Origin of the sequence: Nostoc sp. UCD121 (assembly GCF_014222285.1) — a bacterium.
Taxonomy (GTDB): Bacteria; Cyanobacteriota; Cyanobacteriia; order Cyanobacteriales; family Nostocaceae; genus Nostoc.
In genome coordinates this window covers 1-14611 of record NZ_JACKZS010000195.1, presented here as the reverse complement: position 1 = coordinate 14611, position 14611 = coordinate 1, and the positions used below count along the sequence as shown (strand labels likewise).

The 14611-nt window shown below is 40.3% G+C and carries 15 protein-coding genes and 1 pseudogene; 12 read left to right on the top strand and 4 right to left on the bottom strand.

Annotated elements, in window-relative coordinates:
• Positions 1-62 precede the first annotated feature (62 nt).
• From ndhC to GNF10_RS28745, 7 genes are all read left to right on the top strand, one after another.
• A complete protein-coding gene (gene ndhC / locus GNF10_RS28775) occupies positions 63-425 on the top strand; it encodes a photosynthetic/respiratory NAD(P)H-quinone oxidoreductase subunit C (protein WP_104908259.1) in 363 nt (120 codons plus the stop codon).
• A complete protein-coding gene (gene ndhK / locus GNF10_RS28770; protein ID WP_185583685.1) occupies positions 416-1153 on the top strand; it encodes a photosynthetic/respiratory NAD(P)H-quinone oxidoreductase subunit K in 738 nt (245 codons plus the stop codon). The genes ndhC and ndhK overlap by 10 nt, the downstream gene beginning before the upstream one ends.
• A complete protein-coding gene (locus tag GNF10_RS28765) occupies positions 1146-1676 on the top strand; it encodes an NAD(P)H-quinone oxidoreductase subunit J (protein WP_099103180.1) in 531 nt (176 codons plus the stop codon). The genes ndhK and GNF10_RS28765 overlap by 8 nt, the downstream gene beginning before the upstream one ends.
• Positions 1677-1686: 10 nt before the next feature.
• Positions 1687-1875, top strand: coding sequence for a hypothetical protein (locus GNF10_RS28760; protein WP_185583683.1), 189 nt, complete (start codon positions 1687-1689; stop codon positions 1873-1875).
• Between the two features lie 218 nt (positions 1876-2093).
• On the top strand, positions 2094-2489 hold the full coding sequence (locus GNF10_RS28755; protein ID WP_185583681.1) for a hypothetical protein: 396 nt from the start codon (positions 2094-2096) through the stop codon (positions 2487-2489).
• 1 nt (position 2490) lies between these two features.
• Positions 2491-4293 carry an SUMF1/EgtB/PvdO family nonheme iron enzyme gene (locus tag GNF10_RS28750; RefSeq protein WP_185583679.1) on the top strand — a complete coding sequence of 601 codons (1803 nt, stop codon included), beginning with the start codon at positions 2491-2493 and terminating at the stop codon, positions 4291-4293.
• A 201-nt stretch (positions 4294-4494) separates the two neighbouring features.
• A complete protein-coding gene (locus GNF10_RS28745) occupies positions 4495-4620 on the top strand; it encodes an SUMF1/EgtB/PvdO family nonheme iron enzyme (RefSeq protein ID WP_185583687.1) in 126 nt (41 codons plus the stop codon).
• Between the two features lie 344 nt (positions 4621-4964).
• On the opposite strand, the gene GNF10_RS28740 is transcribed toward GNF10_RS28745, so the two are convergent.
• Both GNF10_RS28740 and GNF10_RS28735 read right to left on the bottom strand, forming a co-directional pair.
• Positions 4965-5528, bottom strand: coding sequence for a Uma2 family endonuclease (locus GNF10_RS28740; RefSeq protein ID WP_185583677.1), 564 nt, complete (start codon positions 5526-5528; stop codon positions 4965-4967).
• 107 nt (positions 5529-5635) lie between these two features.
• Positions 5636-6004, bottom strand: coding sequence for a hypothetical protein (locus tag GNF10_RS28735; protein WP_185583675.1), 369 nt, complete (start codon positions 6002-6004; stop codon positions 5636-5638).
• 177 nt (positions 6005-6181) lie between these two features.
• Between GNF10_RS28735 and GNF10_RS28730 the strand changes: the two genes are divergently transcribed.
• The 5 genes and pseudogenes from GNF10_RS28730 to GNF10_RS28710 all read left to right on the top strand — a co-directional run bounded on the left by GNF10_RS28730 (position 6182) and on the right by GNF10_RS28710 (position 10986).
• The gene (locus GNF10_RS28730) at positions 6182-6463 is read left to right on the top strand and encodes a hypothetical protein (protein ID WP_185583673.1); all 282 of its coding nucleotides are present in this window, start codon (positions 6182-6184) and stop codon (positions 6461-6463) included.
• 621 nt (positions 6464-7084) lie between these two features.
• Positions 7085-8377, top strand: a complete 1293-nt coding sequence (locus tag GNF10_RS28725) for an ATP-binding protein (protein ID WP_185581887.1) — start codon at positions 7085-7087, stop codon at positions 8375-8377.
• Positions 8367-10196 carry a tetratricopeptide repeat protein gene (locus GNF10_RS28720; RefSeq protein WP_185581886.1) on the top strand — a complete coding sequence of 610 codons (1830 nt, stop codon included), beginning with the start codon at positions 8367-8369 and terminating at the stop codon, positions 10194-10196. The genes GNF10_RS28725 and GNF10_RS28720 overlap by 11 nt, the downstream gene beginning before the upstream one ends.
• Before the next feature lie 91 nt (positions 10197-10287).
• A pseudogene (locus tag GNF10_RS28715) lies at positions 10288-10663 on the top strand (element excision factor XisH family protein).
• Positions 10651-10986, top strand: coding sequence for a XisI protein (locus GNF10_RS28710; RefSeq protein ID WP_185581885.1), 336 nt, complete (start codon positions 10651-10653; stop codon positions 10984-10986). Before GNF10_RS28715 ends, GNF10_RS28710 begins: the two are co-directional and overlap by 13 nt.
• Positions 10987-11198: 212 nt before the next feature.
• On the opposite strand, the gene GNF10_RS28705 is transcribed toward GNF10_RS28710, so the two are convergent.
• Complete coding sequence (locus GNF10_RS28705; protein ID WP_185581884.1) at positions 11199-12275, bottom strand: PstS family phosphate ABC transporter substrate-binding protein; 1077 nt, start codon at positions 12273-12275, stop codon at positions 11199-11201.
• A gap of 254 nt (positions 12276-12529) precedes the next feature.
• Positions 12530-13813, bottom strand: a complete 1284-nt coding sequence (locus tag GNF10_RS28700) for a serine/threonine-protein kinase (protein ID WP_260446227.1) — start codon at positions 13811-13813, stop codon at positions 12530-12532.
• Between the last annotated feature and the right edge of the window lie 798 nt (positions 13814-14611).

Sequence of the window (14611 nt, the reverse complement as noted above, 5' to 3'; positions counted from 1 at the left end):
TGCCTCATCTCCCCACTCCCCACTCCTCACTTAAAATACTCCATAAGCGGTAGATACTCATTGTGTTTGTCCTCAGCGGTTACGAGTACCTTCTAGGCTTCTTCATAATCTGTAGCCTAGTACCTGCCTTAGCGCTCTCAGCTTCCAAGCTCCTACGACCCAGTAGTTACAGCCCAGAACGTCGCACTACTTATGAATCTGGTATGGAACCCATCGGGGGAGCCTGGATTCAGTTCAACATCCGCTACTACATGTTTGCTCTAGTCTTCGTCGTCTTTGATGTGGAGACTGTATTCTTGTATCCTTGGGCAGTAGCTTTCCACCGTTTGGGGCTATTGGCTTTTATTGAAGCGCTAGTCTTTATTGCAATTCTTGTAGTCGCTTTAGTTTACGCGTGGCGTAAAGGAGCTTTGGAATGGTCTTGAATTCTAATTTAACAACTCAGGACAAACAGCGAATCATCAACCCCATTGAGCGGACTACAATCACTCAAGACCTTTCAGAAAACGTCATTTTGACGACGGTTGATGACCTCTACGACTGGGCGCGGCTTTCTAGCCTGTGGCCGTTGCTGTTTGGTACTGCTTGCTGCTTTATTGAGTTTGCAGCTTTAATTGGTTCCCGATTTGACTTTGACCGTTTTGGACTAATTCCCCGTTCTAGCCCCCGCCAAGCCGATTTAATTATTACGGCAGGGACTATCACGATGAAGATGGCTCCTCAACTGGTGCGCCTTTATGAACAAATGCCAGAGCCGAAGTATGTAATTGCGATGGGTGCTTGCACAATTACTGGCGGGATGTTCAGCGTTGATTCCCCCACAGCAGTGCGCGGAGTCGATAAACTGATTCCTGTGGATGTGTACTTGCCTGGTTGTCCTCCCCGTCCCGAAGCAATTATCGACGCAATCATTAAGCTGCGGAAGAAAATCTCCAATGAATCGATGCAAGAGCGGGATAAAATTAAGCAAACTCACCGCTATTACAGCACGACTCATAACCTGAAGCCAGTAGATGAAATATTAACTGGTAAGTATTTGCAGTCAGAAACTCGCTATGCACCACCGAAGGAATTGGCTGAGGCGATTGGTATGCCAATACCACCTGCACTGCTGACAGAAAAGGCGCAAAAGGAGGAACAAACCCGTGGCTGAAGAAGAATCTAAACCAGTACCAGCAGCGAAAGAAGAAGCATTGGTACAAGCGGGTAAAGTTTCCCAGTGGTTGACGGAAAATGGTTTTGACCATGAGTTTTTAGCACCAGATAAAAATGGTGTAGAGATAATTAAGGTGGCGGCAGATTTCTTGCTTCCTACCGCTACAGCCCTTTATGCCTATGGGTTTAATTATCTCCAGTGTCAAGGTGGTATTGACCTTGGCCCAGGACAAGAATTAGTGAGTATGTATCACTTGATTAAAGTCGGTGATAATAGCGATCGCCCCGAAGAAGTTCGAGTTAAGGTGTTCTTACCACGGGAAAACCCTGTAGTGCCTTCTGTGTACTGGATTTGGAAGACCGCAGATTGGCAAGAGCGCGAGTCTTACGATATGTACGGCATTATCTACGAAGGACACCCAAATCTCAAGCGGATTTTGATGCCGGAAGATTGGGTGGGTTGGCCTTTGCGGAAGGATTACATATCGCCCGATTTCTACGAGTTGCAAGATGCTTATTAGAGATTGCTGAATGAGACGTGATGAATCGCGTCTGTACAATATAGTTTCGGCAGTGATTAACCCCTTTCCGGTGCCGGAGAGGGGTTATGTTTTTGGTGTTTCATGTCAAGTTGGTTGGACAAAACTTGCTGTAATTGGAGGCAATACGGTTCGGTTAAGGTTTTTTGATGAAAATTCTAGATTGCTAAAGATGCGATAATTCATCACCAATACGCGATGAATCGCCGTCTCTACAAAACGACTGATATTGTAGAGACGGCGATTTATCGCGTCTCTTGTCTAGGGAAACGCGGAGATTCGCAAAGTAGGGTGAGGTGGGATAGAGATATTCAGTGAGATTTCGTAGTAATCGGAATCGCTGTCTCTACCGTTGTATCTATATTTGTGGGACAATTTAATCTAAATATTTAAAGTAATATGTCAGAAACCCCCCAAAACGACGGCATTTGGATTGTGACGGATGAAGTGCCGCAAATATCGATTCCTGATGGTGCTAAAGGCGGGAGTACTAATACACGCAGTTGGGGAGAAGAAACTATCAGGGAAAGCACTGGTAGCAAAGGGGTAGGAGATGCCGTTAAGGTTAGCGCTCAAACATTAGAGCAAAATATGACTCACTTTCTCAAACTTGTGGGAAGTTTGTTTAGTCAAGCTGAACAGCAAGCAAAAGTTAACTCCAAGATGCAGCTAGATGAAATCGAGCTATCGGTAGAAATTAGTGCAGATGGGGAAGTTAAATTAATTGGCAGTGGTGTCAAAGCTGGGAGTAAAGGAGCGATTAAGCTGAAGTTTAAGCGCCAAGAACAAGTGTGAGATGGCAAAAAATTGGGCGATCGCGATCGGTATTAACCAGTATGATTATCTGCAACCGCTAAACTATGCCAAGCGGGATGCACTGTTAATGCAGGAATTTCTGGGCAATGAAGCCGGATTTGAGCGGATATTCTTCTTCTCTGATGACTCTCCTGATGTTGGCGGAAAATCAACTCGCCCAAATCGCGCAAATTTGCGTCAAGTCTTCCTGGAATTATTCAACAAACCCTTCATGGAAGCAGGGGATAACTTTTGGTTCTTCTTCAGTGGGCATGGGATAAGACACGCTGACCGTGATTATCTCATGCCCTGTGATGGCAATCCAGCAGACATTGAAGAAACGGCAATTCCTATTAACTTCGTTGCTGAACGTTTACGTCGCTGTGGTGCTGACAATGTTGTTCTAATTCTGGATGCTTGTCGTAGTCTAGGTACTCGTGCTGGCGAAGGAATTGGGCGACAAACGGCAGAAGAAGCACGTCAACAAGGAGTTATCAGCATATTTTCCTGTAGCCCACAGGAGTATTCTTATGAAATTGACGCTTTAAAACAAGGTGCTTTTACTACTGCACTACTGGAAGGGTTAGGAATTCAAGGTCAATGCGCCACCGTTGAGCGGTTAAATCAGTATCTCCAGTCTCGCGTGCCGGAAATTGTTAGTGAGCATAAACATGCGAGGCAAACACCTTATGTCATTGCTGAACCTCTAAATAAATCTCACCTAATACTTGTGCCAAAGTACGCAACTCTAGCGGATATCGCCACGTTGAAAATTGATGCTTACCAAGCAGAAGTAAACAAAAATTTAGATTTAGCAGAGCAATTATGGATTCGGGTACTAGCTGGGGCTTCAGGGCGAGATACGGATGCAATCAAAGCAATTAAAAGAATTGAAAGGTTGCGGTGGGAACCTCAAGAACCATCTTCACCACAACCTCGTCCTATTATTGAAAATTCCACTAAGGGAATCTCTATAGTTGAAAAAAATCCTTTAAAAACTTTTCAATTTGAAGTGGTTACGGTAAATGCAAAAGGAAATATCACCAACCGCCGTAATCAGGAAGCGAAATATTTTGAAGAAGATTTAGGAAATGGTATCACCCTGGAAATGGTGCAGATACCAGGGGGAACCTTTACGATGGGTTCACCGGAACGAGAAGCGCAACGACAAGATAATGAAAGTCCACTGCATCAAGTAACAGTTCCTAAGTTCTTCATGGGGAAATATGCAGTTACCCAGGCACAGTATCAAGCCATTATGGGCAGTAACCCTTCTAACTTCAAAGGTGAGAAACGACCTGTAGAACAAGTTATTTGGGATGAGGCGGTAGAGTTTTGTGAAAAGTTGAGTCAGAAGATAGGAAAAACCTACAGGCTACCCAGTGAAGCGGAATGGGAATATGCTTGCCGTGCGGGAACAACTACACCGTTTTATTTTGGTGAAACGATTACTACAGATTTAGTTAACTACGACGGTAACAATCCTTACGGCTCTGCACCAAAGGGCGAAGATCGTGATCAAACAATAGATGTAGGAAAATTTCCGCCTAATTCTTTCGGTTTATACGATATGCATGGTAATGTATGGGAATGGTGTGAAGATGTATATAATAGTAATTACATAGACGCACCAACAAATGGTATTCCGTGGTTGATTGGTAGCGATAATAACATGAAGCTGCTGCGTGGCGGTGGTTGGCTCTTCGATGCCTGGGATTGCCGTTCTGCCGTTCGCAATAGTGCCGCGCGCGCGAGTCGTCTCAGCAATGTTGGTTTTCGCGTGGTGGCGGTGGCTGTGGCGTGAGGATTCCTTGCTCTTTACCCTCTTCCCCTTTTGCCCTCTACACTTCTTTTTCTTTTCCCTTCTTTTCCACTCGCCGCCACAGGCGGATCAAAAATTTTTTTTTCAGAAATTGGTGTATTGATATCAAAACTATTATACACTACATTTAATCAAATTTCTCACTTAGTTTGAGAGTTTGAGCATGGGGCAGGTCGATTTTAGCTGCTGCGTGGCGGTAGTTGGATCAACAATGCCAGGAATTGCCGTTCTGCCAATCGCAATAGTAACGCGCGCGCGAATCGTAACAACAATGTTGGTTTTCGCGTGGTGGCGGTGGCTGTGGCGTGAGTACTCCCCAAAGTCAGAGTTGATAAATGGGAATTTATCGAGCGTACATCAGGGAGTCCAGACCTGAACCAGCGAGGAAGGCGACAACCTCCGAATATAAAACCGAGTCGGATAGCTTGGTAGGTTGCAAAACCGAACAGTTGTTCGACTCAATTAATTTTACGGCATTCCCGACTTTTTAAAAAAGTCAACCCAACATTACCCATCACAAATGCTTGGATTCATTTCGTTATAGCGGTTCCTACTCAGATGCGGTACAAAATTATATCGCAAGCTGTAGGGGCAATTCATGAATTGCCCCTACGGGTGTACCTCACGTGAACGAGAATCGCTACATACTGTATTTACTCTAATAACCACCCAAAAACAGACGCAACGCTCAGATTTAGCTCATTAGCAAAAGATGGAACAGGAAGTTTTTGCTGTGGTTCATCAAATACTTCTGGTTGCTGCTTGGGAAGATAAACAAACACTGTTTGCTCATTTGGGTCAATTAACCAACCCATTTGAGTGCCAAAATTGAGGCAACGCAAAATATTTTTGGTGACTTTTGTTTGACTTTGGTCAGGTGAGAGAATCTCAATTGTCCAGTCAGGAGCTATTAAAAAGGTATTAGCAACCTCGCCTTTTTCGTCACGGGGAATTCTACCCCAAGTAAACACAGATACATCTGGAATTATTGAGCGTCCATCAAATGTGCAACGTAACTCTGAAAATGCTCTTGCAATCTGTTGCGGTTTAAGAATTACGTTGACAGTAGTAGAAAACTCGGTTTGAATTGTGCTGTGCTTACCCTGTGGCATTGGTTTCTGGATGATTTGCCCATCAATATATTCGCTAGCAGGTTCTGTTTCTGGTAGCTTGAGAAACTCATCTAAAGTGATCGATTTAGATGGGGTTTGTAGCATTAGGGCTTTTTTGTAAAAAAGAGTTTGATTAGCTTTATATTAATTTTAATGGTGCGTTGTCACAAAGGTCAACGCACCTTATTTAAAGAAGCGGCGAGTCCAAACAATTACTTCACAGATGTCACTGTTTGGTTTACTACTGGGCGTGGTTTCTTGCGGTCTGACCTGCGTGTTCCACCAGCCATTTCATATTCATCACTATTTTTGCCATAGCGAGATGCAACATTCAGCAGCATATACTCAGAATAAGTATTCAACTCTCGTTCTGCTTCTATTAATGCATTGTGTGTCTTATCTACTATTGTTTGTGCTTGATTATAAGCGGCTAGCTTATCTCGTAACTCAATTACTTTAGTGTTGTAAGTAGCAATTGAAAACCCATTACTAAAGTCTAACTGAGGGTTAATTGTCTGCATTCCTTCAATCCGTCGTTCAGCTTTGGTTAGTGACATGGAGTTTCGTTTCCGTTGCGGCATATAGTTTTCCTGTTTGGATTAATTTATAAATAACCCCGATTCTACACACTGAGTTATTTATATATCATTAAGGTACGCAACAAGCCGATGGACTAGCCACAGTGAAGTTACAGAAAAATAAAAGCATTGGATGGCATTAGGCAACTAGATAGATGCGGGTATATTTGCTGAAATTTGTTGAGAAAAGCTGGTTTTGAAGTTACAAAAGCAGGTTTTGAAGTCACAAAAGCAGGTTTTGAAGTCACAAAAGCAGGTTTTGAAGTCGCAAAAGCAGGTTTTGAAGTCACAAAAGCTGGTTTTGAAGTCACAAAAGCTGGTTTTGAAGTCACAAAAGCTGGTTTTGAAGTCGCGGAGCTTTCATATAGAGGTGATATAGCAGTTCTCGACCCAGTGAGATACCCCAATACACTTGGGATAGCCAGAAAGCCCTCATGTAGAGACGCGATAAATCGCGTCTAAAAAATTGACACGTTAGAGTATGTTTTAAAAGTATTTGACTGTGATTTTAGGCACTTAATGATCCCCCCTAGCCCCCTTAAAAAGGGGAGAACCGGAATCAAAGTCCCCCTTCTTAAGGGGGATTTAGGGGGATCTAGAACGTTTTGCTACCAACAAAAGGACTTTTAAAACATCCTCTTAGAGAGACGCGATAAATCGCTGTCTCTACAAAGAATGTATTCGTCAATTATTCCTTGGCAGACTACTAACTAATAGTAACAACAGCTACTATTACATAGGCTAAAGGGGGATGAGATGAAGCACACTAAAAATTTATTTTTATAACTGAAAATTTTATTTTATTTATGTGTTAAGTAGCTTTCAGGATGTTATCTGTATAATCTATCATTCAGTTTAAATTATCGAATGTATAATCTATCATTCATTGTTATTTCTATTCACCTCTATTACTTGTTTATTGGTTGGGATTGGGGAAGGTAAAGTATCCTCTTTGAAAACATAAGACAGTATCACCTAGTAGTCATTTATTTACAGAGATAAGAAAATTGTAATTAGCTAAATTTCTACTTCAAAAATCATGAGCCATTATATGAATAGTTAGCACGTTTACGGCACTATCCAATGTCTGAAGACTTATTAAACTCCTTTCAAGAAGCATACAGCAATCTCGAACTGTTTCCGTTGATGGAACGGAACGAAATGGAAAGATTTAGAGTCGAATATGGTGATGATTTGATTGCAGACCTGAACCAATTAGTGGAAGATAGCCCTAATGGAGATGGCAAAATTGTCTTTACAGGACATCGAGGATGTGGTAAGTCTACTTTGTTAGCTGAATTTAGCCGACAAATTCAAGATAAATATTTTGTAGTTCTCTTTTCTATTGCCGACAAAATTGAAATGTCGGCTGTTAATCATATTAATATACTGTTTGCGATCGCAGTTAATTTAATGACGGAGGCAGAAGCCCGCCGAGTTGATATTCCGCAATCGACAAAAGAAGCTCTTTATAAGTGGTTTGCTACCCGTACTCGCACTGAAGAATCTAATTTGCAAGCAGAAGTAAGTATAGGTTTTGACCTCTTAAAATTGATTAGCTCTAAATTAAAAGCTGATGCTAGCGTTCGGGATGAAATTAAGCAAGAATTTGAACGCAAGTTATCAGATTTAGTGGCCAGAATTAATGAAATTGCCGCTTTAATTCAAGCTGCCACTAAACAAAATGTTTTAGTAATTATTGATGATTTAGATAAACTTGACTTAGGCAGAGTGAACGAAATTTATCGAGACAACATTAAAGCCCTTTGTCAGCCTAACTTTCAAATTATCTACACCATTCCGATCGCAGTCCTTCGAGAAACATTTATTAGCACAATAATTGCCACTGAAACCAACGACCAAGTTGTGGCAATGCCTGTCTTAAAAATATTTGATAAAGGTAAAAATCGCTTTCCAAATGCTCAACCTCGCCCGGAAGCAACCAAGATTCTCGGTGAAGTTTTACAAAAACGGATTCCTAGTGAATTAATCGCAGCAGAAACGGCTGAAAAAATCGTAATTTACAGTGGTGGCGTATTGCGAGAATTAATTCGGATTTCTAAGGAATGCTGCCGCATTTGTTTGCGAACTATCCGGCGAAACCCCTCAGCCGAGGTTATTATTGATGATAAAATTCTTCTGCAAGCAATCAATAAAATTCGTAATGATTTTTCGATACGGTTAGGAAAAACTGATATCGATATTTTGCAGAGTGTGTATGAACAATTTATGCCCAATGACCCGAAACAAGCAGAGTTTTTGGATTTGTTACATGGGCTATATGTTCTAGAATATCGCACTGATGAAACTTGGTACGATGTTCATCCAATTATTATCGAAAGCTTGAAAAGACAGGGAGCGATTAATGTTAAATGAAGATTTATTAGATGATGAAGGAGAAAATCAAGATGCGTATGATGATTTAATTGTTTCTATTGAAGCTCAAAAAAGGGGATTAAATTTACTGATTGCAGTTTGTGATGATGCTAGCTTTCGTGATGAGATTATTGCTCACTATGAAGCTGAACTACAACCCGCCTTGCGTGCATATCGAGTAACTTTAGCACGTCAAGAACCAAGCCTGAAAGCTGCTCTTAACCAACTGGTACAACAAGAAGAATATCTCCGTCAGCAAAACCTGGCGGTGATTACTGTCACGGGTGCTGAACAATTGTATTTTCTCAGGTTGGGAAATGAGCAATCAGAACAAGAGAAATTTTTTGGTTACTTACAATGGACGAGGGAAGGATTACGCGAATTTCCATTTGCGATCGTGCTTTGGGTAACTAACCAAATTTTAGTTAACCTAATTAAAAAAGCACCTGATTTTTGGAGTTGGCGTAATGGTGTATTTCGGTTTGAATCTCAAAAAACAAATGCTATTCCTGGTAAAGAATTAGAAAATATCCGTTTTGTTTTTCGAGATACAGAATTAGCTAGCACAGATACTAATGAAACTAATCGCTTTTTCTTACCCATTCAAGATTTACAAAGGTTAATCGAGAAAGTAGAACAAGAAAGGGGAACTAAAGACCCCACCTTGGCTACTTTATACTCAAGATTAGGCGATATTTATCACAGCAGATTAGATCGGGGTGAATCTCAAAATTATCAAGAAGAACAGGAATTAGCAATTAAATATTGGCGACAGGCGAGTGAGCTACAAAATGAATTAGGTTTGCAGATAGATTTAGCTAATAGCCTCAATAATTTAGCCGGAATCTATCGTGCAACAGGACAGTACAGTGAAGCCGAACCCTTATATAAACAAGCTTTAGAACTAAGGAAACGCCTGCTAGGAGGCAATCATCCCTCTTTTGCTACTAGCCTGAATAATTTGGCGGGACTTTACAAATCTACTGGACAATATGCTAAAGCGGAACTTCTATATCAACAAGCTTTGGAACTGAGGAAACGTCTGTGGGGAGAAAACCATGCGGATGTCGCCGTCAGTTTGAACAATTTGGCATTACTATATGATGAACAAGGACGTTATGATGAAGCAGAACCTTTATATCTGCAATCATTAGAACTTGAAAAACGGTTAGTTGGTGAAAATCATCTTTCTTTCGCTCTTATACTGAATAATTTAGCTTTACTTTATTATCATCAAGGACGTTACAGTGAAGCTGAACCTTTGTCGCAACAAGCGATAGAATTAGATAAGCGATTTTTGGGAGAAGAGAATCCTGATGTTGCAACAGATTTGCACAATTTAGGATTGATATACCGCGCTCAAGGACGCTACGATCAAGCAGAATCTTTGTTTTTGGAATCATTAGAACTCAAGGAACGTTTATTGCAAGAGGCGCATCCGCTTTTAGCAGATACTATCTATGCTCTTGGTTTTATGTACAGGGAGCAAGGGCGTTACAATGAAGCGGAACCCTTATGTATAAAAGCCTTAGAACTTGATAAGCACCTATTAGGAGAAAATCATCCCAATGTTGCTGAAAGTCTCAATAATTTGGCAGAAATTTATCGTGAAACTGGACGTTACAGCGAGGCAGAACCGCTTTATTTGCAAGCTTTAGATATTTGTGAACGAGTCTGGGGTGTAAATCATCTTCGTAGTGTAACTGTGCGGGAGAATTTAGAAAAACTTGCCGCCGCAATGCAGAATAATGGAGAGTGCGATGTCTTGTCTACGACACGCTGCGCGAACGACAACCCTTTTGGGGAAAGTATTCCATAGAGCAACGATATCATTTTAGGTTAATCTGGCCTAATCTAGAGATAGCAACATGGCTAAAGATGTTTTCCATCAATAGGTTAAAAAAGCATTAATTAAGGATGGGTGGATAATTACTCACGATCCTTTTACAATTCGTATTAGTGAAGCAATTAAACTACAAATAGACTTAGCGGCTGAAAATGCCATCGCCGCAGAACGTAATACAGAGAAAATAGCTGTTGAAATTAAGAGTTTTATTGCAGATTTCAGATATCAGTGAATTTCATACTGCATTAGGACAATATCTAAATTACTGCCAAGCTATTGAAGAACAAGAAGCAGACAGAGTGCTTTACCTAGCAGTTCCTATTGAAACATATCAAGACTTTTTTCAACTTTCTTTTGTCCAACGCACTCTTCATCGTTACCAAGTTAAGTTGATAGTTTACGACCCAAGATGTGAGGAAATTCGACTATGGATAAAATAGAACGCTATCGACAACTTATCAAACAAGTATTGAGCGAACATCAACAAATAGCATCTAATACCGATACAGTAAATTCACAATTAATTTTAGACAATGAAAATGACCATTATCAACTAGCTTATGTTGGCTGGCAAGGAGATAAGCGGGTGTTTGGCCCGGTCATGCATTTTGATATTCAAAATGAGAAAATATGGATTCAGTATAATGGTACAGAAGAGTCTGTTGCTGAACGATTGGTTGAGTTAGGTCTACCCCGTTCTGATATTGTGATTGGGTTTCATTCTCCTTTTAAACGCCAATTTACTTCTTATGCTGTCGAGTGAATGTAAATATTTTCAACTCAGATGATAAATACATCGATATTGAACAAGCAGTGAATGGTGCGTAGTTTACCACCGTAGACATCGGTTCTCTTAAACTCTCAACTTCTTTAATAAGCCGGGGATCTGAATGAAGAGTATTTTCTTTTGAGCAGTCGATTAAAGAGTTGATGCTAGAAACCCCCTTCTGGGGGTTTAATTGTCATCCAAATCTACTAGTCAACACTGACGAAACCAGCTTGCTCAATTGCTCTTTGTCCCTGATCGGTTAATAAAAGTTTGCTGTATGCATCCCCAATCTGCTGTTCGCGACCTTTATTCTGCTTAATAATTACAAACAAATTAGCAATCATGGGATACCTGCCATTTTTGATAGCCTCAGTATTTAGCTGGTTGCGCTGACGCGGACATTGCTCAGACGACACCATCGGTTCCCGATAGGGGGGGATTAGCTGACCAGTAGTCTGACCCAATGGCAAAGCTTTCACACTACATTGAGGCACTACTGAACGGGCAGAACCGTAATAGACACCACCAGGGATTTTACTGAGTTGGCGCACTGCTTCTGTAGTAGAGTAGACATATTGCACATTCGAACCAAGTGTTTGCCCTTTCAAATCGCTGTTGCTAGGAAATATTACTGTATCTGCGTCCTCTGGTCGTTGAGATAAAGGTGTGATGGGTAAGTTTGGCCCACCTACTTGATTCCAGTTAGTAATTTTCCCCAAATAAATCTGCTGCAATTGGTCAACAGTTAAACCTGACACTTTCAGGGATGGGTTGACTACCACTGCTATTCCATCTATACCTACCTGACGTTGCTCAAGAGTAAAGCCTCGCGCTTTTGCCATAGCTTGTTCCTCATCTGTAAGCGGACGAGAAGACTGAGCAAAGTCTAGTTTCCCATCAAGCAACATCCGAATACCTGAGCTAGAACCAGGGCTAGCATTAACAGGGTCTACATAACGTAATTGTAGTTCCGGGCGATCGCTCTGGATCTGAGAATCTACCAATTGCCGAATAGATGCCCAAGCTGTACTTCCTCCGTAGTTAAATGAGGCAGTGGGGACATCTGCAACTGTCTGAAAACTGGATGCGGTGTTAGAGACGGTCTTGAAATTTTGATTAGGAGAAGAGTTAACGTTGTTACGGGACAATAAATTCGGCTTTAGTAACCACCAAAGTAGCCCACCAATAACCATAAGTGTCAACACTTTACCAATAATCAAACCTCTAAGAAAGAGGGCAATTTCGCTGTTAATTAAAGCTTTTTTTTGATTTGTATTATCCATATTTTTAAATATCGTTTATTGTATTGATCTTACAGGAATCTCTAAGTACTTATCTTAGAATAATTTTGAGAATATTTAGATTTAAATTAAATACGTAATAGCTAGTTAATAGGTATTTTTATGATTGCTGCCAGATTATTAACTTTTTCTAATGTATGGACTCATATTTGAATTTTGTGAAGCTAGACCTATCGCGCTTGCGCTACGCACACCACACAAATAAATATGGCTACACCACGCTGCGCGAACAGAAATCAAAGTGGACTGCTATCATGAGATTCAATTTGCTTTTTAGTAGTTTTTGCAATGCTGCAATTGTTTTTACAGACTCCTTTTTTAGCTGCTGATTTGGCTGTTAGGCTATTCACATTGGCATTAGTAAATCGTTGCTCAACCAATTTTTCTATAAAATTATTTAATTGAGTAGGTTTGTTTGGAGACGATGCACCTGTATTAATAAATGTATAGATTAAAATTAATACTATAAAACTAGTAGTAGCACCAAGCCCTATTCCTAGAAGCAGAAGAAAGTTTCTATAATTTAGCAAATAAGTATCATCAGCATTTTGGTTGATGCCAGCAGATTCTGATGACTGTGGCAATGGTAGAGCAGAATTAAGTGCTTGCAAAGCTTCTGCGGCAGACTGATAACGCTGGTTGTAGCGATCGCGAACCATTGTATCTAAAATATTTGCCAGAACATCACTTACCTCTACCTGATCGCGCCAGAGAACTTCTCCAGTATTAGGATCTTCTTTTATTTGCTCAGGAATTAAACCTGTCAAAGCTTGAATGCCTATCATTCCTACTGCATAGATATCACTGCAAAGCTTTGGCTTTCCTTTAGCCTGTTCGCTTGGCATATAACCAGGAGTCCCAACGGCAATTGTTAAACCTGCTCCCAAAGCACCAATTTTCTTAATACTCCCAAAGTCAATTAGCACAATTTTCTGATCGGAGTGCCGCCGCATCAAATTTTGGGGCTTAATATCCCGATGAATAATGTTATTTTTATGGACGAATGCCAACACTTCCAGGATGTCTTTTAATAAACTTAAGACTGCACTCTCACTCAGACGCTGACCTGATAAAATTTCTTGGGTTAACGCATGACCATCAATAAATTCCTGGACTAAATAGAAATCTCCATCTTCATCAAAATGGGCAAACAGCCTAGGAATTTGATCGTGGTCATTGCCTAGCTGGTATAAAACTTCCGCTTCTCGATCAAATAACTTTTTAGCAATGGGTAGAACGGCAGGATTGGAATCTTTTGGTTGGAAATGTTTGACCACACAATGGGGTTGTCCTGGTAAATCTAGGTCTACGGCTAAGTATGTATCACCTGAGCCTCCGCTTCCTAAGTGTTTGATAATTTCAAAGCGATTACGAAGTGTTTTTCTGGCGAGAGAGTATTGCTGCCTGTTACGTCTAGCACCTGCTAACAAGTAAGTATTACCTGAACCCCCGCTTTCCAGCAGTTTGACAGTCTCAAAGCGACTCCGAAGTTTTTTTCTAACTAGAGGGTTCTGGCTCATGTGGCGTATACTACTTATTAATTTACTGACCATTCAGAGCTTGGGTGAGGTATGAATACCTGCCGCTAGATTTATTAGTATTTGAGGCAGTGAGCTTCTCAGGCAAACCATACTTTGGAGCATCTTTATGGCTAACTCCTTAGTTTGGTTAATTTGATACCTTTACAGACATATTAATATAAATATAAAATTTATTTTTGGAATAATTCAATAATTTTATCACTTAAGTAAATTTAACACTAGCCTCCAGTATTTATAACTATAGACAGAAGACAAGATTCAGTAGTTAGAATATTTATTTGTTTTAACTTTGGCTCTGATTACTGGCAAAATCTCACAGAGTAAACTTTAAAACCACACAGATGCTTAGAGTGCATATCACAATTTTGTTACCAGATATTAGTCATTAGTAAGTAGCTAGGCGTAAATAAATTAAAGTTTGTAGTAAGAACTTTAGTCGTGATAATCCTTATTTCGCGCGATAAAAAATCACTTGTGTCAAAGTATATACCGCAAGGGTAATCTATGAATTGCCTATAAGAGAATGTTTGAAAAGTCTTTTTGTCGGTATCAAAAGTTTTAGATTCTTCTAAAGTGCCTAAAGTCATAGTAAAACACTTTTCAAATAACCTCTAACTGAAAATCATGGTTTTGACTATTGTTTGCATAGGTACTTAAATTAAACCTAAGCCTCATCTATGTTGAAACCTATAGTTTTTTAAAAGATATATTTATGTAGGTTGGGTGGAGTGAAACGCAACCCAACATTACCACCAAATTTTATGTTGGGTTACGCTA